At 62.3% G+C, this 24336-nt stretch carries 19 protein-coding genes; 5 read left to right on the forward strand and 14 right to left on the reverse strand.

Annotated features, from left to right (window positions below; genetic code table 11):
* Positions 1-3 precede the first annotated feature (3 nt).
* Both ligD and C4J89_RS12980 read right to left on the reverse strand, forming a co-directional pair.
* A complete protein-coding gene (gene ligD / locus C4J89_RS12975; protein WP_124414636.1) occupies positions 4-2535 on the reverse strand; it encodes a DNA ligase D in 2532 nt (843 codons plus the stop codon).
* 24 nt (positions 2536-2559) lie between these two features.
* Entirely contained in the window at positions 2560-3399 is an 840-nt protein-coding gene (locus tag C4J89_RS12980; protein ID WP_124362743.1) for a Ku protein, read from the reverse strand.
* Between the two features lie 186 nt (positions 3400-3585).
* Between C4J89_RS12980 and C4J89_RS12985 the strand changes: the two genes are divergently transcribed.
* Both C4J89_RS12985 and C4J89_RS12990 read left to right on the forward strand, forming a co-directional pair.
* Positions 3586-3912, forward strand: a complete 327-nt coding sequence (locus C4J89_RS12985; RefSeq protein ID WP_124362744.1) for a hypothetical protein — start codon at positions 3586-3588, stop codon at positions 3910-3912.
* An 11-nt stretch (positions 3913-3923) separates the two neighbouring features.
* On the forward strand, positions 3924-5081 hold the full coding sequence (locus C4J89_RS12990) for a PQQ-dependent sugar dehydrogenase (RefSeq protein WP_124407122.1): 1158 nt from the start codon (positions 3924-3926) through the stop codon (positions 5079-5081).
* A gap of 132 nt (positions 5082-5213) precedes the next feature.
* On the opposite strand, the gene C4J89_RS12995 is transcribed toward C4J89_RS12990, so the two are convergent.
* Together C4J89_RS12995 and C4J89_RS13000 are read right to left on the reverse strand one after the other, a co-directional pair.
* Positions 5214-5693: a nuclear transport factor 2 family protein gene (locus C4J89_RS12995; RefSeq protein ID WP_124414637.1), complete on the reverse strand. Its 480-nt coding sequence runs from the start codon at positions 5691-5693 to the stop codon at positions 5214-5216.
* Between the two features lie 42 nt (positions 5694-5735).
* Positions 5736-6299 (reverse strand): TetR/AcrR family transcriptional regulator, encoded by a 564-nt coding sequence (locus C4J89_RS13000; RefSeq protein WP_124414638.1) that lies wholly within the window; start codon positions 6297-6299, stop codon positions 5736-5738.
* Between the two features lie 125 nt (positions 6300-6424).
* On the opposite strand from C4J89_RS13000, the gene pssA reads away from it, so the two are divergent.
* Positions 6425-7768 carry a CDP-diacylglycerol--serine O-phosphatidyltransferase gene (gene pssA / locus C4J89_RS13005; RefSeq protein WP_124362748.1) on the forward strand — a complete coding sequence of 448 codons (1344 nt, stop codon included), beginning with the start codon at positions 6425-6427 and terminating at the stop codon, positions 7766-7768.
* 182 nt (positions 7769-7950) lie between these two features.
* Here pssA and efeO (C4J89_RS13010) read toward each other — a convergent pair whose 3' ends face one another.
* From efeO (C4J89_RS13010) to efeU, 4 genes are read right to left on the reverse strand one after another with little or no spacing between them, the layout of a single operon-like run.
* Positions 7951-8769, reverse strand: coding sequence for an iron uptake system protein EfeO (gene efeO, locus C4J89_RS13010; protein WP_124414639.1), 819 nt, complete (start codon positions 8767-8769; stop codon positions 7951-7953).
* 26 nt (positions 8770-8795) lie between these two features.
* Positions 8796-10100 (reverse strand): iron uptake transporter deferrochelatase/peroxidase subunit, encoded by a 1305-nt coding sequence (efeB, locus tag C4J89_RS13015; protein WP_124414640.1) that lies wholly within the window; start codon positions 10098-10100, stop codon positions 8796-8798.
* A gap of 13 nt (positions 10101-10113) precedes the next feature.
* Positions 10114-11316 carry an iron uptake system protein EfeO gene (gene efeO / locus C4J89_RS13020; RefSeq protein ID WP_124414641.1) on the reverse strand — a complete coding sequence of 401 codons (1203 nt, stop codon included), beginning with the start codon at positions 11314-11316 and terminating at the stop codon, positions 10114-10116.
* Between the two features lie 10 nt (positions 11317-11326).
* A complete protein-coding gene (efeU, locus tag C4J89_RS13025) occupies positions 11327-12172 on the reverse strand; it encodes an iron uptake transporter permease EfeU (protein ID WP_124414642.1) in 846 nt (281 codons plus the stop codon).
* A gap of 168 nt (positions 12173-12340) precedes the next feature.
* Between efeU and C4J89_RS13030 the strand changes: the two genes are divergently transcribed.
* The gene (locus C4J89_RS13030; protein ID WP_124362753.1) at positions 12341-13357 is read left to right on the forward strand and encodes an AraC family transcriptional regulator; all 1017 of its coding nucleotides are present in this window, start codon (positions 12341-12343) and stop codon (positions 13355-13357) included.
* A 231-nt stretch (positions 13358-13588) separates the two neighbouring features.
* Here C4J89_RS13030 and C4J89_RS13040 read toward each other — a convergent pair whose 3' ends face one another.
* The 4 genes from C4J89_RS13040 to C4J89_RS13055 form a co-directional block, all read right to left on the reverse strand.
* Entirely contained in the window at positions 13589-15004 is a 1416-nt protein-coding gene (locus tag C4J89_RS13040; protein WP_124362754.1) for an efflux transporter outer membrane subunit, read from the reverse strand.
* Entirely contained in the window at positions 15001-18180 is a 3180-nt protein-coding gene (locus C4J89_RS13045) for an efflux RND transporter permease subunit (RefSeq protein ID WP_124362755.1), read from the reverse strand. Before C4J89_RS13045 ends, C4J89_RS13040 begins: the two co-directional genes overlap by 4 nt.
* 15 nt (positions 18181-18195) lie before the next feature.
* On the reverse strand, positions 18196-19437 hold the full coding sequence (gene mexE / locus C4J89_RS13050) for a multidrug efflux RND transporter periplasmic adaptor subunit MexE (protein ID WP_124414643.1): 1242 nt from the start codon (positions 19435-19437) through the stop codon (positions 18196-18198).
* A gap of 209 nt (positions 19438-19646) precedes the next feature.
* The gene (locus tag C4J89_RS13055) at positions 19647-20522 is read right to left on the reverse strand and encodes a LysR family transcriptional regulator (RefSeq protein WP_124414644.1); all 876 of its coding nucleotides are present in this window, start codon (positions 20520-20522) and stop codon (positions 19647-19649) included.
* A 140-nt stretch (positions 20523-20662) separates the two neighbouring features.
* Between C4J89_RS13055 and C4J89_RS13060 the strand changes: the two genes are divergently transcribed.
* Entirely contained in the window at positions 20663-21547 is an 885-nt protein-coding gene (locus C4J89_RS13060) for an NmrA/HSCARG family protein (protein WP_124414645.1), read from the forward strand.
* Here the strand turns inward: C4J89_RS13060 and C4J89_RS13065 are convergent.
* Positions 21544-22014: a response regulator gene (locus tag C4J89_RS13065; RefSeq protein ID WP_124414646.1), complete on the reverse strand. Its 471-nt coding sequence runs from the start codon at positions 22012-22014 to the stop codon at positions 21544-21546. The genes C4J89_RS13060 and C4J89_RS13065 overlap by 4 nt on opposite strands.
* The gene (locus tag C4J89_RS13070) at positions 22011-24326 is read right to left on the reverse strand and encodes an ATP-binding protein (RefSeq protein ID WP_124414647.1); all 2316 of its coding nucleotides are present in this window, start codon (positions 24324-24326) and stop codon (positions 22011-22013) included. Before C4J89_RS13070 ends, C4J89_RS13065 begins: the two co-directional genes overlap by 4 nt.
* Between the last annotated feature and the right edge of the window lie 10 nt (positions 24327-24336).

Below are 24336 nucleotides of genomic sequence, written 5' to 3' on the forward strand. Positions count from 1 at the left end.
GGATCACTGCGGTGGTTTGGCGCCCAGCTTGTCCCACATCTTCTTGCTGATCTTCTGTCGATTGGCATAGCCGGCCCAGGGGTCGGTCTTCAAACTCTGCAAGCGTTCGTGCAGGTTGGCGACTGTCCATTGCTGGGAACTGCGCAATCCATTCAACTCCTCCCGGCTGACCGGTACCGAAACCGGCAGGCCGGGCCGCGCCCGCACGGAGTAAGCGGCAACCGTACTGGCGCCCCGGGCGTTGCGCAGATAATCGATGAAGATTTTGCCCACGCGGTTTTTCGGGCCGCTGGTGGCCGTGAAGCGCTCGGGCAGTTGCTGGGTCATGAATTGGGCGATGGCCTTGGCGAAGGCTTTCACGCTGTCCCAGTCGTCTCGCCGGGCCAGCGGTACGATCAGGTGCAAGCCTTTGCCACCGCTGGTTTTGACGAAGGCCTGCAAGCCCAATTCATCCAGCACCGAGAGGGTCAGTTGCGCAGCTTCCAGCATGGCCTTCCAGGGCAGGGCGGGGTCCGGGTCGAGGTCGAGTACGAACAGGTCGGGGGTTTCGATCTTGTCCGTGGTGGCGCCCCAGGTGTGCAGCTCGACCGTGCCCATTTGCACGGCGCCGACCAGGGCGTCTGCAGTGTCTATTTCCATCAGGCGTGCATGGCCGGGGTCCAGGGCCTGGTCCAGTTGCTTGATGTGCGGGATCGTCATGCGTTCGATGTGCTTCTGGAAGAACTGTTCGCCTTCGATGCCCTCCGGCGCCCTGAGCAGCGACACGGGCCGGTTGCGCAGGAACGGCAGGATCCATGCGCTGGTGTCGGCGTAGAACTGTGCCAGTTGCTGCTTTTGCGTACCGCTCTGCTTGTCGATGACGCGATCAGGGTGGGTGATTTTCAGGTCCTTCACGGTTTTCACCTCCTTCTCGGTTTTTTTCGCCGCCGGCGCCTTGACCGATTTGGCCGCGCGCGGCAGTTCGTGAATGATCTGCGCGGCGGGCTTGTCGGTGCGCATGCCCACAAACGCGGCCTGGCGCACCACGCCTTCACGGGTCCATTCGGCAAATTGCACCTCGCCGACCAGGCTCGGCTCGACCCAGTGCACGCCACGCGCCTGGGCGCTGGTCAACGGCTTTTGCAGTGGCGAGTCGTCACGTTCGAGCGCGGTGAGCTTGGTGTAGATGGCTTTCAGTGACGCCTGGTCGAAGCCGGTGCCCACACGTCCGGCGTATACCAGCCCGGCGTCGTCGTTGACCGCCAACAGCAGCGCGCCAAACCCGGTGCGCGAGCCTTGGGGGCGGGTATAACCGACAATCACAAACTCCTGGCGCAAGCGGCATTTGAGCTTGATCCAGTCGTCACTGCGCCTGGACACGTAAGGGCTGCCGGCACGCTTGCCGATGACGCCTTCCAGGGCCAGGTCGCAGGCGCTTTCGAAAATGTCGCGGTGGTTGGCCGCAAACGCTTCGGAGAAGCGCAGCAGCTTGCTCTTGCTGGCGGACAGCGCGGATTTGAGCGCGGCGCGACGCGTTTCGACCGGGTCTTCGCGCTGATCGCGGCCATTCAGAAAGGGCGCGTCGAACAGGTAATAGACGATGTCGAGGCTGCGGCCGATGTCGAAGGCATTCTGCAACGCCTGGAAATCCGGCAGGCCGTCGCCGTTGAGGCTGACCACCTCGCCGTCCAGCCAGCTGTCCTTGAGCTTGAGCGCTTGCAAAGCCTTGGCCTGACGCGGCAGGCGCTCGGTCCAGTCGTGCCCGTTGCGGGTGAACAGGCGCACTTCACCTCCTTGGATGCGCGCGAGGATGCGGTAACCGTCGAACTTGATCTCGTACTGCCAGTCACCTTCCGGTGCCCGATCGACCAGGGTGGCCAGTTGCGGGGAGAACTGCTCGGGCACGGCGGTGGCCTGCTTGCGCGTGCTCGCCTTGGGAGCAGCCTTGGCTGCCGCTTTGGTTTTCGCCTGAGCCTTGGCCTTGGGCTTGCCGACCACCGCGTCGCTCAGCACGCTGGCGGGTTCGGCCTGGACGATATCGTATTCGGCGATGGGCCGTGCCTGCTGGTCTTTTTCCTTGATCAGCAGCCATTGTTGCTTGTCGCCGCTGCCCTTGAGCCGGGTGCGCACCAAGGTCCAGTCCCCCGAGAGTTTTTCGCCGACCAGGCTGAATTTGAGTTTGCCGGCCGCGTAGGCCTTGTGCGGATCGTCATGGGGTTGCCAGATGCCGCGGTCCCACACGATGACATCCCCGGCGCCGTATTGGCCGGCGGGAATACTGCCCTCGAAGCCACCGTAACTCAGTGGGTGGTCTTCAACGTGGACCGCCAGGCGCTTCTGGCTCGGGTCCAGGCTCGGGCCTTTGGGCACCGCCCAGCTCAACAGCACGCCGTCGAGTTCCAGGCGAAAGTCATAGTGCAGGTTACGCGCGTCATGCTTCTGGATCACAAAGCTCAGGGCCGAGGCTTTGCGCTTGCCGGCCGGTGAGTCGCCGGCGGGTTCGGCGGTAATCCCGAAGTCGCGTTTACGGTTGTACTCGCTCAGGGGCTTTGCCATGTCGTTCTCCAGCCAATGGCAGGCTCAAGAGGCCTTTTTGTTGGATTTCTTCGCAGCGGGTTTTTTCGCCGCAGGTTTGCCCGCCAAGCTGCGCTTGAGCAGTTCCGTCAGGTCGATCACATCGGCCGATTTGCGCTCTTCGCTGCCTTCGGTCGATTCCACGTCTTCGATCTTGCCGGCCTTGGCCTTTTTCTCCACCAGCGCCATGATTTTTTCCTGGAAACTGTCGCGGTATTCCTCGGGTTGCCAGTCGGCGCTCATGTCTTCCACCAGGCGCTTGGCCATGTCCAACTCGCCCTTGGCCAGGGTGGGTTTGGTCACATCGCTGCCAAGTTCCAGCTCATCCAGGCTGCGCACCTCGGCGGGCCAGCGCAGCATGACCAGCACCAGGGCCGACTCCAGCGGCATCAATGCGGCAAGATGCTGCTTGGTATGCAACACCACATTGGCCAGGGCGACCTTGCCGGTTTTCTTCAGGGTTTCGCGCAGTAGCGCGTAGACCTTGCCGCCGCGTTTATCCGGGGCCAGGAAGTAGGGCGTGTCGATGTTTTGCAGGGGGATCTGGTCGCTGGCGACAAAGGCGATGATTTCGATGGTTTGGGTCGATTTGGGGTGGGCTGAGCGGATCTCATCTTCGCTGAGCACCACGTAGCGGCCTTTTTCGTAAGCTACGCCCTTGACGATATTTTCCTTGGTGATTTCCTTGCCCGTGGCCTTGTTGATGCGCTTGTAGCCCACCGGGTCCATGCTGCGTTTGTCCAGCCAGTCAAAATCGACGCCTTGGGCAGACGTCGCCGACACCAGCGACACCGGGATGTGAACCAAACCGAAACTGATGGCGCCTTTCCAGATTGCCCGGGGCATAAGTGCATCTCCTACAAAGATAAGTCTGTGTTCTGGTGACTCGTGGGCCTGGGCAAAAGTTTCGGCGAGCGGATGCTCGGACAGATCGTGTTACACCTGATGAGCAACTATTTAATGTCGCCAGACGAACCCCTGGGGTAGCGTGTTATCGAAAGCACGTACTCCTCGGCATAGAGAGGCATCGTCATGAACCGTTATGTGCGTCATCTTGCAGCGCTGGTTGCAGTACTGGCCTCGGCCCTGGCCCTGGCTCCACTGACCCAGGCGCAGAACCTGCCGGGTCGTTACGACTCCAACAACAGCCCTATTCACCGGGCCAACCCCAACAGCATGCAGGGCACCCAGCCCAATACCCCGGCCGTTCGCGGTATCCAGACCGCGCCGACCCAACCTCGGCCCACCTTGGAAAACGGCGGGATCGGCAACAGTTATCCCAAGCGTGACGCCGCGCCCAGTCGCCCGAATACCGAAACCAAAGCTCCCACCTATGATGCCAACGGCAATCGCCGGTAAGGATCCGTCTTATGTTTCTACGCAAAACCCTGCTAGCCGCTCTTTGCGCAACCACGCTGCTGCCAATGGCTGCGGTTCAAGCCGCCGATGCCCAACAGTTTCCCAGTGAACAAGGCAGCATCACTGCGACGCCGGTCGCCAAGGGCCTGAATCGCCCCTGGGCGGTGGCATTCCTGCCGGACAGGCAAGGTTTCCTGGTGACCGAGCTTCCCGGCCAGCTGCGCTTTGTCAGCCCGGACGGCAAGCTGTCCGCGCCGTTGACCGGCGTGCCCCAGGTTTGGGCCAAGGGGCAGGGCGGTTTGCTTGATGTGGTGCTGTCGCCCGACTTCAAGCAAGACCGCATGGTCTACCTGTCGTACGCCGAAGGGGGCGGCCAGGACGGCAAGGCCGGGACCGCCGTGGGGCGAGGGCGCCTGGCCGATGACTTGAGCGGCTTGAAGGACTTCACGGTGATCCTGCGCCAGGAGCCCAAGCTGTCCACCGGCAACCACTTCGGCTCGCGCCTGGCGTTTGACCGTGACGGCTACCTGTTCGTGACCCTGGGCGAAAACAATGTGCGGCCCACCGCCCAGGACCTGGACAAGCTGCAAGGTAAAGTCGTACGCATTTATCCGGATGGTCGCGTACCCGACGACAACCCGTTTGTTGGCCAGCCTGGGGTACGCCCCGAGATCTGGTCCTACGGCCAACGCAACCCACAGGGCCTGGCGTTGAACCCCTGGAGCGGGACGATCTGGGAAAACGAACATGGGCCACGGGGCGGTGATGAAATCAACATCATCGAACGCGGCAAGAACTACGGCTGGCCGCTGGCGACGCACGGCATCAACTATTCCCTCACGCCGATTCCCGAGGCGAAGGGCAAGACCGCTGAAGGCACCGTGGCGCCGCACCATGTGTGGGAGAAATCACCAGCGATCAGTGGCATGGCGTTCTACGACGCCGACCGTTTCAAGGCCTGGCAGCACAACCTGTTTATCGGCGCGCTGGCCAGCAAAGAGCTGATCCGGCTGCAGTTCGATGGCGACAAGGTCGTCCATGAAGAACGTCTGCTGGGTGATTTGAACGCGCGGATTCGCGATGTGCGGCAGGGGCCGGATGGCTATCTGTATGTGCTCACGGATGAGGATGATGGGGTGCTGTATCGAGTTGGGCTGAATCAGGACTGAGTAACAGCCGCGCGGATCGTTCCCACGCTCCCGCGTGGGAATGCAGCCCCTGACGCTCCGCGTCACCTGTGTGTATTAGGGACGCGGAGCGTCCCGGGAGGCATTCCCACGCGGAGCGTGGGAACGATCGGGCTACAGACTTAATTCGGACAACCCCGGATGATCATCCGGACGCCGCCCCAGCGGCCAGTGGAACTTGCGTTCACTTTCCTTGATCGGCAAATCGTTGATGCAGGCAAAGCGATTGGTCATCAGGCCGTTTTCGTCAAACTCCCAGTTTTCATTACCGTACGAACGAAACCAGTTACCGGAGTCATCGTGCCACTCATAGGCATAGCGCACGGCGATGCGGTTGCCGGTGAAGGCCCATAGTTCTTTGATCAGTCGGTAATCCAGCTCTTTGGCCCATTTGCGCGTGAGGAAGCCCTTGGCCTCTTCGCGGTTATGGGCGAACTCGGCGCGGTTGCGCCACTGGGTGTCCAATGTGTAAGCCAGCGACACCCGTTGCGGGTCGCGTGAGTTCCAGCCGTCTTCGGCCAGGCGCACTTTTTCAATCGCCGACTCGCGGGTAAAGGGCGGTAGTGGTGGGCGGACTTCTGGGTTAGAGGACATGGAACGGCTCCTGAAAAGTTATGAAAGTGCATCGACAGTAGTTCAAAGCCCCAATAGGGTCCGCGCCATCGCTTGCGCAGTATCGGCAGCCGTTGAATCGCCCATCACCAGGGCAACGGTAATGGCGCCATCGATCAGGATCAGCAGCTGCGCGGCCTGCCGCTTCGGATCGGGGGTGCCATGGGCTTGACACAGTTCAAGCGCGTACTCGAACAGTTTCTGTTTGTGAGCCTTGGCCAGCAGGCGTACCGGGGCTTGCGCGTTGCCGGTTTCGCCACTGGTATTGATAAAGGCGCAGCCGCGAAAATCCGCCGAGTCGAACCAGATTTTCAGCGCGCTGAACAGCGCCAGCAGGCGCTCGCCGCTGTCTTCATGGCGCTCGACTTGCGTGCGCAGCCAGCGCATCCAGCGTTCGTCGCGGCGCTGCAGGGCGGCAATCACCAGTTCATCCTTGTTGCTGAAGTAGCGATAAATGCTTTTTCTCGAGACGCCGGCGGTTTTCACCAGCAAGTCCATGCCGGTGGCGGCGATGCCGTGGCGATAAATCAACTTCTCGGTGACGTCGAGAATAATATCGCGGGTTTCATTAAGAGTCATATCGTTCATGCCTCAGACAGTAGAACGATCGTTCTTCTTGGTCAATGGATATTTTTCCCTGTGCGCCGACGAGACCTGAGCACCCCCATGGTGTAAGCTTTGGGCCTCTTCGGATTCGACCCATTGCGAGCCTTATGCCGTCGTTCTTCAAACGCTCCCTGTTGCCTAAACTGCGCGGTTTCCCGCTGTCCACCGATGCCATCGAGGTGCTGCCCAGCGCCGATGCCTATCGGCGTTGCCTGTTGGAGAAAATCCCCCAGGCCACCCGGCGCATCTACATCGTTGCGTTGTACTTGCAGCAGGATGAGGCGGGGCAGGAGATCTACGACGCGTTGCACGCCGCCAAAGCCGCACGGCCGGCGTTGGACATCGTCGTGGTGGTCGACTGGCTGCGCGCCCAGCGTGGCCTGATCGGCGCCGGTAAGCAGCCGGGCAATAGCGCCTGGTACCAAGCCATGACCCAGGGTCACGCCAGTGAAGTGCCGGTGTACGGCGTGCCGGTGCAAACCCGCGAGCTGTTCGGCGTGCTGCACCTCAAGGGTTTTGTGATCGACGACACGGTGCTGTACAGCGGCGCCAGCCTGAACAACGTGTACTTGCACAAATTCGACAAGTACCGCTTCGACCGTTATCACCTGATCCACAGCCAGGCGCTGGCCGACTCCATGCAGCACCTGGTGGAACATGGCCTGGTCGCGTCCAAGGCGGTGCATCGCCTCGACCTGCCCAACCCGCCCACCACCCGCAGCCTGCGCAATGACATCGGCGACCTGCGCAGCCGCCTCAAGCATGCGGCGTATGACACCAGTGCCGGGCAGTTGCCCAATGGGCACTTGCAGGTCAGCCCCTTACTCGGTGTCGGCAAAAACAACCCGCTCAGCCGGGTGATCCTCGAGCTGATCGCCAGCGCCCAGCAGCAACTGACTATCTGCACGCCGTACTTCAACCTGCCGCTGCCGGTGACGCGCGAGATCAACCGGGCCCTGGCGCGCGGGGTGAAGATCGACATCATCGTCGGCGACAAGACCGCCAACGACTTCTACATTCCGCCCAGCGAACCCTTCAAGGTGATCGCGGCGTTGCCGTATCTGTATGAAATCAGCCTGCGTCGCTTTGCCAAGCGCCATCAGCCGATGATCGACAGCGGCCAGTTGAACCTGCACCTGTGGCACGACGGTGACAACAGCTACCACCTCAAAGGCCTGTGGGTCGACCAGCGCTACACCCTGCTGACCGGCAATAACCTCAACCCCAGGGCTTTCCGGCTCGACCTGGAAAACGCCTTGCTGATCGACGACCCCCAGGGCCAGTGGTTGGCACCGCGTGCGCAAGAGCTTGCGCATATTTTCCAACACACCACGCGCATCGCCGGCTACCAACAACTGCAGACGCTGGTGGATTACCCGGTGGCGGTGGGCAAGTTCCTGCGCCGGGTCAGCCGGGTGCGCATCGAGCGGTTGCTCTACCGGATTCTGTAAAAACACCTGACCAAAAACACTCAGGCGCCGAAAGGGATTCATTGTAGGAGCGAGCTTGCTCGCGAAAAACGTCCAGGCAACGCGTTCATTCTGGATAAGCGCGGGGGCCTGAGTTCTTCGCGAGCAAGCTCGCTCCTACAAAAGGCATTAGCTGACTGGCATTAGGGCCTGGGTGTTCGGGCTTAGTTCAGGCCCAATTTACCGCGCAGCATCGACAGGTCTTCAGCCAAGGTATTGACCGGACCCACCAAGGCCTTGCGGTCGTTATCCTTGACCTTGTCGTAGGTCTGAAAACCGCCGTCCGGGGTCTTGTACTTGGCCAGGATCTTGTCCACGGTGGCGAAGTTCTTGTCGACCTTGGCCAAGAATACCTTGTCTTGTTTCTCGATCTGGCCACGGAACAGGTCAACGATCTTCTTCGCGCCGTCGATGTTGCCCTGGAAGTCGTACAGGTCGGTATGGCTGTAGCGGTCTTCTTCGCCGGAAATCTTGGTGGCGGCAACTTCTTCGAGCAACGCCGCGGCGCCGCCGACAACTTTTTCCGGTGGGAAGGTCAGGCCGTCTACCCGGGTTTTCAGGTCGAGCACGTCGCTGTTGAGCTTGTCGGCGAGGGCGTCGAGACCCTGGGTGGTGTTTTCGGCGAACAGGCTGTATTCGATGCGGTGAAAGCCGGTGAAGTCTTCGGCCTTCACGCCTTTTTCGTGATCGTCGACCCGTGAGTCGATGGAGGCGTCGAGGTCACTGAATAGCTCGGCGATCGGCTCGATGGATTCATAATGCACGCGGGTCGGCGCATAGAGTTTCCGGGCGGTGGCCAGGTCGCCTTTTTTCACGGCGTCGGTGAAGGCCTGGGTTTGGGTGACCAATTCACCGATTTCCTCGGTGACATAAATTTTGTAGTCCGACACCGGACCGACCAGGTCCAGCGGCGCCGTGGCGGCCAAGGCGGACAGTGGCGAAAGGGTCATCAGCAACGACAACGCGAGGGTCGACTTCTTCATGGGACGGTATCCGCTCTGAGTGTGTTTTAGGTAACGGCAGTGGTTCGAGGGTGCGTTGCTGCAAGCAGTGTGCGCCCGATGAAATCGTCGGGCCCCGTGACCCCCGGCAAGGTGAAGAAATAGCCGCCGCCGACGGGCTTGAGGTATTCCTCCAGGGGCTCGCCGTTGAGCCGGGTTTGCACGCTGATAAAGCCTTTCTCCAGGTCAGCCTGGTAACAGATGAACAACAGCCCCATGTCCAGCTGACCGTTTTTATTGACGCCGTTGGAGTAGTTGAACGGCCGCCGCAGGATCAGGTTGGCTTGGGTCTGCGGAGTGCGCGGGTTGGCCAGGCGGATGTGGGCATCGAGCTTGGTCAGCTTGCCTTCCGGGTCCTTGCTGTAGTCCGGGACCTGGGATTCCTTGTGGCCATCCATCGGCGCGCCGGTGGGCTTGATGCGGCCGATGATGCTTTCCTGTTCCTGCAGTGGGGTGCGGTCCCAGCGCTCGACGAAGTTACGGATGATGCGCACGGCCTGGTAGCTGCCGTTGGCCGCCCAGGCCGGTTCGTCACTGCCTGGCTGCACCCACACGATCTGGTCCATGGCCTTGGCGTCGTTGGAATTGGGGTTGGCCGAACCATCGCGAAAGCCCAGGAAGTTACGCGCACTCTGCGCCGGCTCGCCGGGTTTGGCCGGCGCCTGGGGCGGTACGCTGCCTTCCTGTTTCCAGCGCACCAGCAGCAGGTCGGGCAGGTTCTTTACGATGTCGCGCAGGGCGTGGATGTTGGTGTCCGGGGTGTTGGAGCTGAACTGCAGGCTCAGGTCGCCGTGGCACTGCGAAGGTTCCAGCGCATCGTTGGGGAAGCCGACCATGCGCGTCAGGCGCTTGGGCTTGGCCGCGCCGAGGCCGAAGCGTTCATCGAACAACGACTCACCGACCGAGACCGTGATGGTCAGGTTATCCGGTGTCACCACCGGGCCGAGGATGCCGGAGTCGGTGGGCGGCAGTTTCGGGTCGACTTGCGGCACGGTGCCGCCGGTCATCAGGAAGGCGATGCGCTCGTTCAAGGTGCGGAACAGGCGCTCCAGGTCTTCACGGTCACTGGCCAGTACGTCGAATGCCACGAGCATGCCGCAGGCGGGACGCGGGGTGACGATGCCGCTCTGGTGCTTGCCGAAGAACGCGTGGTGGTCTTGGGTCTTGTCACTGCGTGGCGCGGTGGTGACTTGCTCGGCGGCCGCCGCCATGGCCGGACAGGTCAGGGTGCTACCGGCAATCGCGGCGCCGGTGGCGGCCATGCCGAGCAGGACACGGCGGCGTTGGAGGTCAAATTGTGCTGAATCACTCATGTATGCGTTCGTCTCACTGCAGGCCGGAAAGGCCAAGGGCGGGGTCGATTCCATCGAGTGCGGCGGCCAGGGCCTTGGCCTTGTCGGCGATCTGCTTGCGCTGATCGGCGTTCACGCTGTCATAGGTGGCGTAGCCGTTGTCGACCTTGAAGCCTTGGAGTTCGGCATCAAAGGCGGCAAGGGCGCTGTCGACGTTGGGGAGCAGCTCGGCGGCGGACTTGGCCAACAGCGGCCGCATCAGCGCGACGATCTTGTGGGCAACCTCCAGGTTGGCGGCAAAACCGTTGAGGTCGATGTGGCTGTAGCGTTCCTCCTCACCGCTGTTGGCGCGTACATCCGCTAGGCTATTGAGGTTGCGCACCACAATGCTCACCAGTTGCTCCGGTGGCAGGGACTGGGCCAGCAGTTGCTGCTTGAGGGTGCTGACGTCGTTGGCCAACCGTTGCGCGACGGGTGCCAGGCCATCGAGGCTGCGCTGTTGGAACAGGCTGTATTCCAGGCGATGGAAGCCACTGAAGGCCGGGTCCTGTTCGCGCTTTTCAAAATAATCGGCGCGGGCGTTGATCGCGTTGTCCAGCTCGGCCAGGCGTTGCGATGCCGGCGCCAACCGTTGGTAGGCTTCGCGGGCCGGTACATACAGGGCTTGGGCCTGGGCGAGGTCGCCGGCATCGATCGCGTGTTGCAACGCGGTGACCGCCTTCACCAGTGCAGTGCCCTGGCCGCTCAGGTAAACGCGGAATTCCGACAGCGGCCCGATAAACGCCACCATCGACGGCTTGGCCTTGGCCTGGGCCTCGGATTGCGCAGTCGGCGTGACATGCAAGGTGCCGCGGGGATTGCTCAGCAGACCGCAGGTGATCGCGTAGTCGCCGGGCTGCAGATTGGCATTGATCACCTGGCTCAGGCCGGGGGCAATATTTTCCCGCTCTTCGACGACCAGGACGCCATCGAGGATTTCCCATTCCACCGCGCGGTCGGAGCGGTTGATGATGCGAAAACTCGCACGCCCGGCGGGCACCGTCAGGGCGTTGGGCTCGCAAGCGTGGCCGTGGATGGTCACCGCGATCTCATTCTGGTTGGCCTGGCGCTTGCTGGCAGCCAACTGCGCGGCGTAATAGAACAGGCCACCGGCGGCGATCATCACGACCACCGAGCCGGCCACGGCCCAGCGCAGCGCGCGGGACGACGGAGCCGGTTGAGGGGTTGGGTTGGACAAGAGACGGTCCTTACTGGCTGGAGACGGAAGAAGTGGAGGTGACAGGCTTGGCCGAAGGCGACGGCAGGAAGAACATCACCAGCGCCACCACCAGGTAAATCAGATAGGCGCCGAGGGTGCTGACGGTCGGCGCTTCCTGATAACCGAACATACCGGCAAGCACTGAGCCCAGCGGGCTGTCCATGGGCAGCGCGGCGCTGAAATCGAACAGCACGGTCTGCAGGTGATTCCACACGCCCGCTTCGTGCAAGGCTTGCACCGAGTTGGCGAGAATGCCGGCCGCCACCACGAGGATGAACAGGCCGGTCCAGCGGAAAAACGCACCGAGGTTCAGGCGCATGCTGCCGGTGTAGATCAGGAAACCGACGATGATCGCCAGGATCAGGCCGAGCAGGGCGCCGACAGGTGCACCCGGGCCCTCGCTCTGCTGGAACACGGCGAGCAGGAAGAACACCGTTTCCAGCCCTTCGCGGGCCACGGCGAAAAACACCATGGCGATCAGCGCGAAGACTTGGTTTTGGGAGCCGGCCAATGCGTGGTCGAGGGACGCATGCAGCGAATGCTTGATCGAGCGCGCCACCTTGCGCATCCAGAACACCATGGAACTGAGAATGCCCACCGCGACCAGTCCGACGATGCCTTCGAACAATTCCTGCTGTTTCTGCGGGAATTCGGCACTGACCAGTTCCAGCCCGCCGCCCACCAGCAACGCCAGCGCAGCCGCGAGAAATACGCCGATCCACACAGCGGGCATCCACTGGCCGCGCCCGGTCTGTTGCAGGTAGCTGGCGATGATGCCGACGATCAACGCCGCTTCAATGCCTTCGCGCAGCATGATTAAAAAAGGAACGAGCATCGGGCACCAGGGCGTAACTAGATAGGAGGCTAAGTTGTAACATAATGATACTCATTGCCAAACAAGAAATATTGACCTTTGCTGAACGTGGGCTGAACGGTGGTGGCGAAGCGCAACCGCCCTTATCATGCAGGCCACCCGAACCGCAGCCGGATTGCCCAACAGCCCATGTCGGAAAAAGACACCATCTCCATCCACCTCGTGCGCGAAGCCCTGCTGCAGAGCTGTGCGCCGGGCGCGGCCACCGTCGAGGCGTTAAGCAAAGTCGGGATTGACCCGGTGCTGCTGGAACAGCCCGGCGCACGCGTGGCCGCCACCGCCTATGCGCGCTTGTGGCGTTTGCTCGCACGGCGCAGTGATGACGAGTTTTTTGGCATGGACCCGCGCAAGCTTAAAACCGGCAGCCTGGCGTTCCTGTGTCGTGCCGCTATGGCACAACCGAGCCTGGTGGCCGGCCTGGAAACCGGCCTGGATTTTCTTTCACTGATGTTTGAGCGCTTGCCTGCCCAGTTGGTGCGCCAACAAAGCCTGGCGGAAATCGTGTTGCTCGAACCGGAGCCCGAGCCCAAGCGCGCGTTCACCTATTTCACTTACTGGATGATCGTCCACGGCGTCGCCTGCTGGCTGGCGGGGCGGCGCATCCCGATTCTGGCCATCGAATTGCGCTGCGCACGGCCGGACTTTTGTGATGATTACCAAGTGATGTTTTCCGACAACTTGCGCTTTGATCGGCCACGCACCCGCATGATCTTTTCCGCCGAGTGCCTGGACCTGCCGATCAAACGAACCCCACAGGAATTGCAGCGTTTCCTCAGCCACGCGCCGGCCAATATCCTGGTCAAATACCGCGACCCGCAAAGCCTTGCCAGCCGCATCAAGCATGACCTGCGCCACATGCCCCCACACACCTGGCCGGAGACCGACGGCCTTGCCGCCACCCTGTGCATCTCCGCGTCCACCCTGCGCCGCCGCCTGGCAGAGGAAGGCCAGACCTACCAGGGCCTCAAGGACAGCGTACGCAAGGAACTGGCGATTGTGTGGCTGGCTGAGCCGCAGATCAGCTTCGCCCAGATTGCCGAGCGATTGGGGTTTGCCGATACGAGTTCGTTTTATAAGGCGTTTCGTAAGTGGAGCGGGTCGAATCCGGGGCATTATCGGAGTTTGATTCTTAACGACGCAACGTAGAACAATGATCGTTCCCACGCTCTGCGTGGGGATGCCACCCGGGACGCTCCGCGTCCGCTTTCAGCGAAAACTCAGGCACTTGCGCAATGGTGATGCGGAGCGTCACGGGATGCATTGCCACGCGGAGCGTGGGAACGATCAGGACGCTCCAAGCAAAAAAAAGCCCCGCGACCGAATCGATCGCAGGGCTAAAAATTGGCTGGATGCGACCAACCAAAGGAGCTCTTTACATCACTTGGCGGTAGCGACCACCGTGTCCGGCTGCCAGCCACCTCCCAGTGCCTTGTAGATCGCAACGATGCCGCGATACAGATCCACTTCGGCCTGGGCCTGGGAGTCTTCGGCGGCCAGGCGTTCGCGTTGGGCGTCGAGCAGGACCAGGAAGTCCACGGTGCCTTCGCGGTAGCGGATCGCGGCCAGGTCGGCGGCGGCGCGGCTGGATTCGCTTTGGCGGATCAGCGAGACCAGGCGTTGCTGACGCTTGCCGTAGTCACTGAAGGCATTTTCGGATTCTTCCAGGGCCAACAGCACTTGCTGCTCGTAGTTCGCCAGGGCGCCATCGGCTTCGGCGTCCGCACCGCGCAAGCGGGCGCGTACGCTGCCCAGGTCGAAGGCGGCCCAGGTAATGCTTGGGCCAAGGGCCCAGGCATTGGCGGCGGACGAGCCGATCTGCGAGCCGCGCCCGGCGGTGAAGCCGAGGAAGCCGCTGAGGCTGACCCGTGGGAACAGGTCGGCCTTGGCCACGCCGATGCGTGCGGTGGCGGCCGCCAGTTTGCGCTCGGCGCTGAGGATGTCCGGGCGCCGTTGCAGCAGTTGCCCCGGGTCGCCGATCGGCAGCGCCTTGGCAATCGCTGGCAGGTCTTTCGGGCTCAGGTCCACGCTCAGTTTGTCGGGGCGTTGGCCGAGGAGGGTGGCGATGCGGTTACGCTCGCGCACTTGCTCGGCCTGCAGTTGCGGCACGCTGGCTTCCACCGACGCAAGGCGCGCATCGGCGCGTTCCACGTCGAGTTGGTCGCCCACGCCGGCATCGCGCAGGCTGACGGTGATGCCGCGGGAGTCCTGCTGGTTTTTCAGGTTGTCCAGGGCAATGCGTTCACGCAGTTGCGCGCCACGCAGTTGACCGTAGGCATCCACCAGTTCAGCGATCATGGTGACTTGCAGTTGGTACAAGTCAGCCTCAGCGGCCTGCTGGTCGGCGTCGGTGGCTTCCAGGTTGCGCTGGATGCGACCGAACAGGTCCAGTTCCCAGGCCATGTCCAGGCCGAGGTCGTAGCGCTCGGTCTTGACGCGGCGGGTGGTCTGGCCGGGAATCTGGCCCTTGCCCTGGTCACTGCTGACGCGGCTGGTGATGGTCGGCATGGCGTCGTTGCTGGCGTCATCGCGGATCGCACGAGACGCCCGCAGACGGGCAAAGGCGACGCGCAGGTCGCGGTTGCCCTGCAGCGACTGGGTGACCAACTGGTTGAGGGTCGGGTCCTCGAACTGCTGCCACCAGATGCCTTCGAACCTGGCATGGTCATATTGCTTGGCATCGGCGGCGGCCGTGATGTTGGCCGCTTCCGGGGTCTGGGCTTTGTAGTCCGGGCCCACGGCACAGGCGCTCAGCGCCAGTACCAGCAAGCTCGGCAGGAATACTTTCACGCTCATTGCTGTGTCTCCAGCTTCAAGGCCTTGGCCGCTTTGCGTGCTTCGCTGCGCTCCACATAGCGACGGATCAGTACGTAGAACACCGGCGTCAGCAATAGACCGAAGAAGGTCACCCCGATCATCCCGGAGAACACCGCCACGCCCATGGCATGCCGCATCTCGGCACCGGCACCGCTGGACAACACCAGTGGCACCACACCCATGATGAAGGCGAACGAGGTCATCAGGATCGGCCGCAGACGCAAGCGGCAGGCTTCCAGTACCGCAGCGAGCGGGTCGAGGCCTTCCTGCTGTTTATCCTTGGCGAACTCGACGATCAGGATCGCGTTCTTGCAGGCCAGGCCCACCAGTACGATCAGGCCGATCTGGGTGAAGATGTTGTTGTCGCCGCCGGAGATGATCACCCCGGTGATGGCCGACAGCAGCGTCATCGGTACGATCAGGATCACCGCCAGTGGCAGGCTCCAGCTTTCGTACTGGGCGGCCAGTACCAGGAACGCCAGCAGTACGCAGAGCGGGAACACGAACAGCGCGGTGTTGCCCGAGAGGATTTGCTGATAGGTCAGGTCGGTCCACTCGTAGGTCATGCCGTTGGGCAGTTCATCCTTGAGCAGTTTTTCAATCGCGGCCTGGGCCTGGCCGGAGCTGTAGCCCGGTGCGGCGTTGCCGTTGATTTCAGCGGTGATAAAGCCGTTGTAGTGCATCACGCGGTCCGGCCCCGAGGTGTCACTGACCTTGATGAAGGTCGCCAGGGGGATCATCTCGCCTTTGTTGTTACGCACTTTCAGCTGGCCGATCTGGTCGGAGTCCTGGCGGAACTGTTGCTCGGCCTGCACGTTGACCTGGTAGGTACGCCCGAAGCGGTTGAAGTCGTTGGCGTACAACGAACCCAGGTAGACCTGCAGCGTGTCGAAGATGTCGCTGATTGCCACGCCGTGGGTCTTGGCCTTTTCACGGTCGATGGCGGCATCGACTTGCGGCACGTTGACCGTGTAGCTGGTGAACAGGCCGAACAGCTCAGGCACGCCGTGGCTTTTGGTGATGACGTTCTGCACTTCTTTATACAGCTCGTCATAGCCGAGGTTGCCACGGTCTTCGATCTGCAGGCGGAACCCGCCGATCGTGCCCAGGCCTTGTACCGGTGGCGGCGGGAAGATCGCCATATAGGCTTCTTCGATACTGGCGTACTGGCCGTTCAGCGCACCGGCAATCGCACCCGCCGACATGCTCGCGTCTTTACGCTCGTCGAACGGTTTCAGGGTCACGAACACGATGCCGCTGTTCGGGCTGTTGGTGAAACCGTTGATCGAAAGGCCGGGGAACGCAATCGCGCTTTCCACGCCAGGTTGCTTCAGGGCGATGTCCGACATGCGCTTCATCACGCTTTCGGTACGGTCCAGGCTCGCGGCGTCGGGCAGTTGGGCGAAGGCCACCAGGTATTGCTTGTCCTGGGCCGGTACGAAACCGGTCGGCGTGTGGGCAAACCCGAAGAATGTCAGCACCATCAGGCCGGCGTACACGAACAGCGCGATACCCGTGCCGCGAATCACCCGGCGCACGGTACCGACGTAGCCATGGCTGGCCTTTTCGAAAAAGCGGTTGAAGGGACGGAACAGCCAGCCGCCGAAGATTTTGTCGAGGAACCTGGAGAAACGATCCTTCGGTGCGTCGTGGGCGCGCAGCAACACGGCCGCCAGGGCAGGGGACAGCGTCAGCGAGTTGAATGCCGAGATCACCGTCGAGATGGCAATGGTCAAGGCAAACTGTTTGTAGAACTGCCCGGTCAAGCCACTGATAAAGGCGGCCGGAATGAACACCGCACACAGCACCAGCGCCGTGGCGACGATCGGGCCGGTCACTTCGCGCATGGCTTTTTCGGTGGCCGGGAACGGCTCCAGGCCCAGTTCGATATTACGTTCGACGTTCTCCACCACCACGATGGCGTCGTCGACCACGATGCCGATGGCCAGTACCAAGCCGAACAGCGACAAGGCATTGAGTGAGAACCCGAACAGGTGCATCACCGCAAACGTACCGATCAACGACACCGGCACCGCCACCAAGGGAATGATCGAGGCGCGCCAGGTCTGCAGGAACAGGATCACCACCAGCACCACGAGGATCAGCGCTTCGAACAGGGTGTGCACCACCGCTTCGATGGAGCCGCGTACAAAGATCGTCGGGTCATAGGCGATGCGGTAATCCATGCCGGCCGGGAAGCCTTTTTTCAGCTCGGCCATCTTGGCGCGCACATCGTTGGAAATATCGATGGCGTTGGAGCCCGGACGCTGGAAAATCGGAATCGCGACGGCAGGCTGGTTATCGATCAACGAGCGCAGCGCGTATTGGCTGGAGCCCAGCTCGACCCGGGCGATGTCCTTCAGACGGGTGATCTCACCGTTGGCGCCGGCGCGAATCACAATGTTCTCGAACTCCTCCTCGGTGACCAGGCGGCCCTGAGTATTCACCGACAACTGGAAGCTGGTGTCACTCGGCGCCGGCTGGGCGCCCAGGGCACCGGCGGCCACTTGACGGTTCTGTTCGCGGATCGCGTTGACCACATCGGTTGCGGTCAGGTTGCGCGAAGCGGTCTTGTTCGGGTCCAGCCAGACGCGCAGCGAGTAGTCGCCCATGCCGAACAACTGCACGTCGCCGACGCCGCCCAGGCGGGCCAGCTCATCCTTGATATTGAGGATCGCGTAGTTGGACAGGTACAGCATGTCGTAACGCTGATCCGGGGAGGTCAAGTGCACCACCATGGTCAGGTCGGGAGAGGCCTTGTCCACGGTGATACCGATGCGCGTTACTTCCTCAGGCAGTTTTGGCTGAGTTCGCGTTACCCGGTTTTGCACCTGCACCTGCGCGTTGTCCAGGTCGGTGCCCAGGGCGAAGGTGATGGTCAGGGTCAGCTTGCCGTCGGCGGTCGATTGCGAGGACATGTACAACATGTTCTCGACGCCGGTAATGGCTTGCTCCAGCGGAGCCGCCACGGTTTCGCCGATGACTTTAGGGTTGGCGCCGGGGAAGTTGGCGCGTACCACCACGGTCGGCGGCACCACTTCCGGGTACTCACTGATGGGCAGTTGGAACAGCGAGATGGCACCGGCGATCAGGATCAACAGCGACAGCACCGCTGCGAAGATCGGCCGCGAAATGAAGAACTTGGAAAAATTCATCTTGAGTCGTATCCCTTAACCGCGTGGAGTCGCGCTGCTGGCGAGCTTGGGCGCGGGTTTTTCCGGCGCCACTTGCTCCAGGTTGCTGGCTTCAAGCGCTTGTCGTTGTTGGGCCAAGGCGGCGAGGGTTTCCTGGCTGGCCATCGGAATGGTTTCCGGTGCGACCGGCGAACCTGGGCGTGCGCGCTGCAGGCCCTTGACGATAATGGTGTCGTCCTTGTTCAAGCCGCTGCGCACGATGCGCAGGCCTTCGATCTTCGGCCCCAGTTCCACCGCGCGATAGGCGGGCTTGTCGCCTTCCATCACCAGCACGAACTTCTTGCCCAGGTCGGTGCCCACGGCTTCGTCGTTGATCAGCACGGCGGAGTAGGTGCCGCTGCCCACCAGCTTCAAGCGCGCATACAGGCCAGGGGTGTATTCGCCCTTGCTGTTATCGAACACCGCGCGCCCACGGATGGTGCCGGTGGCCGGGTTGACCTGGTTGTCGACGAAGTTCATCTGGCCCAGGTGCGGGTTGCCGGTTTCATTCGACAGGCCCAGGTACACCGGGGTGGTCGCGCCGCGACGGCCTTGGCGGGCCAGCTCGGTGTACTTGAGGAACACACGCTCATCGGCGTCGAAGTAGGCGTAGACCTTGTCGGTGGAGACCACGCTGGTCAGCGCGGTGGTGTCGGCGGTCACCAGGTTGCCGGCGGTGATCTCGGCGCGGCTGACGCGGCCGCTGATCGGCGACGTGACGCGGGTAAAGCTCAAGTTCAACTTGGCCAGGTCCAACTGCGCCTGGATCCCGGCAACAGCGGCGCGGGCTTCCTGGGCGGCGGTGGTGCGCGAGTCGGCCAGTTCGGCGGAGATCGCATTGCTCTGGCGCAGGCGGTCGCCGCGTTGCGCTTCGTTATCGCTGCGGGTGGCGGCGGCTTTCGTTTGCGCAAGCTGGGCTTCGAGGCGGCGTACCTCGGCCTGGAACGGACGTGGATCGATCTGGAACAGCAGGTCGCCTTTCTTGACCAAAGCGCCTTCGGTGAAAGCGACTTGGTCAATCTGGCCCGACACGCGTGGACGAATCTGTACGGTTTCCGGTGCTTCCAGGCGCCCGGTGAATTCATCCCACTCGTTGACCGGCTGCTCAAGTACCTTGGCCACGCTGACTTTCGCCGCTGGCATGGCGGCCGCTTGGTCCGGGGGCTTGCCGCATGCGCTCATCACCACCACGGCCAGGATCGCCAGGGGGAAGCGCAAATGTTTGAGTGACTGTTCCATGAGGTGCATCCGCCAATGTATTGAGATGGGCGGATCATGCGCGGGGAGACGGTATGTCACGAATCGAATGAAGCAAAGGTAACTATCATTCGGAATGATATAAGCGCGCGGACAGCCGACTAGCATGGGGGTTTCGTTAGGGTGCTATCAATGCCCTTGATGGCAATAGTCTATTGCGCAGGCTGCAAGAGACTCACGCGAGAGCGCCGTTATCCCTTCAACACTAACGACATGCCCGAATAGTGGGCGCAGATGAACTCAACAAACGCGCGAACCTTCGGCGCCGCAAGGCGCCTGGATGTATGCAGCACCCACAGCGCGGGTTCCATTCCGTGCACCGTACCCCACTGGACCAACTCACCACGGGCAAGCTGGCTCCCGGCAATGGACTGTGGAATCAGGGCGGCGCCGGCGCCGGCTACAGCTGCATCCCGAACCATCAATAACGAAGAGAACCGTAGCTTCGGGTTGGGCTCCAGCACCAGCTCCCCGCCATCGAGATGCCAGTGGGTGGGCTCGAAACTCGACGTCACGATAGCGGCAACGGGCCGGACCGCGCCGGGCATCGGCTTGAGCACCTCCGGCGCCGCCACCACGATCAGTCGGTCTTTGGCGAAGCAGCGGCCAACCAGGCTGCTGTCCGGGCTGGGGTTGATGCGGATGGCAACGTCAAAGCGTTCCTCTACAAGGTCAACCAGGCGATCCTCGGCGACGACTTCGATCTCCACGTCAGGGTAGGCGGCGCAGAACTCGGCGCCAATGCGCCCCATCGCAAGCTGGGAAAACAGCACCGGGGCAGCCACGCGCAAGCGTCCGCGCGGTGTTGAGATGCCCTCACGAGCCGCCGTCAAGGCTTCGATCACCTCGCCCAGCGGACCTTCCGTGCGCGTCATCAGCACTTCACCGGCTTCGGTGAGTTTCAAGCCGCGTGCGCTGCGCTCGATCAGCCTGACGCCCAGTTGCTCTTCCAGGTCAGCGATGCGGCGCGACAAGGTCGCCTTGGCTATACCGCTCGCACGGCTGGCCTTTCCGAGCCCTTCATTGGTGGCGACGAGGGCAAAATCGATCAGCGCGTTCAGGTTCATGGTGTTCCACTTTTGAAACGAAGTGTCTGGATTTTGGCGTCTGTGCTCCGCCTGCGCAACAGCATATCGTTGAACACATCGCAGCGAGCGTTGCGGATTTCACTCACTAACTTATCTAAACCCACTGCAGGAGTTTCACCATGAGCATTCTGGTTATTGGCGCCACCGGCACGATTGGTTCACTCGTCACCCAAGGCCTTGCCGAGGCGGGCGCCGAGGTCAAGGCCCTGGTTCGCCAGGCGGGCAAGCGCGATTTCCCCAAAGGCGTCACCGAGGTTGTTGCGGACCTTACCGATGTCGTCTCCCTGCGCGCCGCGCTGTCGTCGGTGCGCACGCTGTTCCTGCTCAATGCCGTGACGCCCGACGAGGTCACCCAAGCCCTCATCACCTTGAACCTCGCGCGTGAGGCGGGGATCGAGCGCATCGTTTACCTGTCGGTGATTCATGCCGACACCTTCACCCATGTGCCGCATTTCACCGGCAAGCACACGGTTGAGCGCATGCTCGAAAGCCTCGACATGCCCGCGACGATCCTGCGTCCCGCTTACTTTATGCAAAACGACCTGATGGTCCGGCAGACCATCCAGGACTACGCGGTGTACCCGATGCCCATTGGCTCGGCCGGGGTTTCAATGGTTGATACACGCGACATTGCCGATGTGGCCGTGGCAGAACTGCTGCGACGCGATAAAGCACCTTGCGCGCTTGAGCGCGTAACGCTGGAGTTGGTCGGGCCAACCGCACTGACGGGTGCTTCCGTGGCGAAGATCTGGAGTGCAGCCCTGGGCCGCGAGATCGCCTACGGCGGTGACGATGTGGTGGCCTTCGAAGGGCAATTGGCTGCCTACGGCCCCGCTTGGTTGGCGTACGACATGCGCCTGATGATGGCCGGTATCCAGACGTTCGGCATGCACGCCGCCGAAGGTACCGTGGAACGGTTGGAGGCGATCATCGGGCATCCGTTGCGTGCCTATGAGGACTTCGTGCGTGAAGCGACGGCCGGCTTCGTCAGCCAACCGCACTAGCAGCGCCGTATCGCCGTCGAACCGCAGCGCTGCAGCAGTTCAATCTGTTCCGCCGGCACCAGCGTCCGCAGGGTCTTGTACAGCACCCGGGTTTCCAGCAGGTTCCACACCCGCAGCATGGTCTCCAATGCGTCGAGGGGTTTGCTGATGAAATCCCGGGCGCCCAGGGCCAGGGCGCGCAGGCGCGTGTCGCGGGTTGCGTCGGCGGTGAGTACCAGGATCGGCAGGTATTCGCCTTGAGGGATGCGCCGGTTGAGTTGTTCCAGCACGGCAAAGCCGTCGAACTCCGGCATGTGCAGGTCGAGGATCACCAGGTCCGGCACGAAGCTGTTGAACAACTCCAGGGTGCGCAGCGGCTGGGTGCTGCTCAGCACGTTGGTGAGCCCCTCGCGCGCCAGCAGTTGCTCCACCAGGTCGAGGTTCGGGCGTTGGTCGTCGATGATCAGGATACGCAGGTCGAGGTTCACGCAGGCTCCGGAAAAGCTTGGTCGAGGTGGGCAAGAAACCCAGGCACGTTGATCGGTTTGTTCAATACGGCGGTGGCGCCTGCCTGCAGCAATGCTTGGCGGGTCAGGTCGCTGGCGTCGGCGGTGAGCATCAGCACCGGTGTGTCGCGGCTGATTGGTGACTGGCGCAAGCGTTGCAGCACCTTCAAGCCATCGATGTCGGGCAGCGCCACATCCAGCAGGATCAGCTGTGGCGCATGCTGCGCGGCGAGGTCCAGCCCCAGCTGGCCCTGCATGCTCGACAGCAGGCGAATGCCGGGCCGGCGTTGCAGCAGGGTCTCGATCAGCGCCAGGCTGGAGAGGTTGTGTTCGATGCACAACACCTTGCCTTGGAACGTGCTGGCGACGGGGGCAGGGCGCTTTAATTCGGGCTCGATGCCAGGTGTGGCGCCACTGTGGGCGTGGGCCAAACGCACGAAGGGCAGTTCCAGGGTGAAGCGCGAACCGATGCCGGGCTGGCTCTGCACCTTGAGTTGGCCATCCATGTTTTCCAGCAGGCTTTTACTCAGCGCCAGGCCCAGGCCGCTGCCTTCCACATTCGGGTCGGCCCCCAGGCGTTCGAACGGCTTGAACAGTTGCCCGATGTGATCGGCGGCGATGCCGTTGCCGGTATCGCACACTGACACGCTGATCCGCTGACCGTGAATACTGATCTCAAGGCTCACCTGGCCCTCGCGGCGGTTGTATTTGATCGCATTGGACAGCAGGTTCAGCAGCACCTGGGTCAGGCGTTGGCGGTCGGCGACGATGCCCGTATCCGCCGCCAGTGCCGGCAGCGGCTGGAGCTGCACGCCCGCGTCGGCGGCCATCGGCGACACCAGCGTCAACGCCTCTTGCAGGGCACTCGCCAGCGGGAGCGGTGCGATGTTCAACGCCAGGCTGCCGGCCTCGATCTTGGCGATGTCCAACACTTCGTTGATCAGCGTAAGCAGATGCTGGCCGGCGCGCAGAATGTGCCCGACATTGGCCTGTTGCGTCTTGGGCACGTCCATGTCCAACAACTGTGCGAAGCCCAGGATCGAGTTGAGCGGGGTGCGCAGCTCATGGCTCATGCGCGAGAGGAATTCACTTTTGGCACGGCTGGCGCGTTCGGCTTCCTCGCGGGCGGTGCGCAGGGCGATCTCCGCCGCTCGGCGGTCGGTAATGTCGCGGGTGATCTTGGAGAACCCGCGCAGCGCCCCGGTAGCATCGTGTTGCGCGGTGATCACCACGCTGGCCCAGAACCGCGTGCCGTCCTTGCGGCAGCGCCAGCCTTCTTCGGTGTAATCGCCGTTGCGTGTGGCTTCGCGCAATGCCAGGTCGGGGTGCTGCGGACATTCCTCGGGCAGGTAGAAGAGTGAAAAATGCTGACCGATGATCTCCTGTTCGGTATAGCCCTTGATCCGCTGCGCGCCGTTGTTCCAACTGGTGACATGGCCCGCTGTGTCGAGGGCGAAGATCCCGTAGTCCTTGACCCCGTCGATGATCAGCCGCAGGCGCTCTTCGTTGTCGCGCAATGCGCGTTCGCGTTCGGCCAGCAATAACCCGGCCTCCACCAGGCGGGTGCCCAACTGGCCGATTTCGTCTTTTTCCGGGGGCTGTGGCAGCAGCGGCGAGCCCTGGGCCAGGCGCTGGGCATTGCGCTGCACATTCTGCACCCGGGCCACAATGCCCTTGGACAGAAACAACACCGCGACAATCGCCCCGAACAGCCCGCAGATCGCCGCCAGCCAGGTGGACAGCAACAGTCTTTGGCGGGTATCGGATGCCGCAGCGCTGCGCTCGGCCAGCAGCGAGTCTTCAAGGGTGAGCATGGTGCTGATGTGTTGGCGCAGGGCATCGAGGATGTGTTTGTTGCTGATCAGGATGGCACTGATGGCTTGCGGTGTGGCCTTGCTGTCCTTGAGCATCTGCTCCAGCCCGTCGACCTTGGCCTCGATCAGCGGTTTGATCGCGCTGAGCTGCTCGCGCACGCGTTGATCGCGCACATTGCGGTCGAGCCGGCGCAGGGCTGACTCGATCTGCGGCTTGGCGTTCAGGTAGGTGGGCAGGAAGTCTTCGCGGTGGGTGAGCAGGTAACCGCGCACGCTGGCGGCGGCTTCGGCGAGCAGGGTATGCACGGCCTGGATATCGCCTTGCACGCGTAACACGCGGCGCACATCTTCTTCGGCGCGGGCGGTCTGGCGCTCCGTGGTGTAGATCAGCACCAGGGACAGCAACAGCACCACCAGGGGCAGCGAAATGACCACCAGCGCTTTGCCGCGTAACGGCAGGTCGGCCCAATATTTTTTCATCGGCGTCGCT

The sequence above is a fragment of the Pseudomonas sp. R4-35-07 genome (assembly GCF_003852235.1).
Taxonomy (GTDB): domain Bacteria; phylum Pseudomonadota; class Gammaproteobacteria; order Pseudomonadales; family Pseudomonadaceae; genus Aquipseudomonas.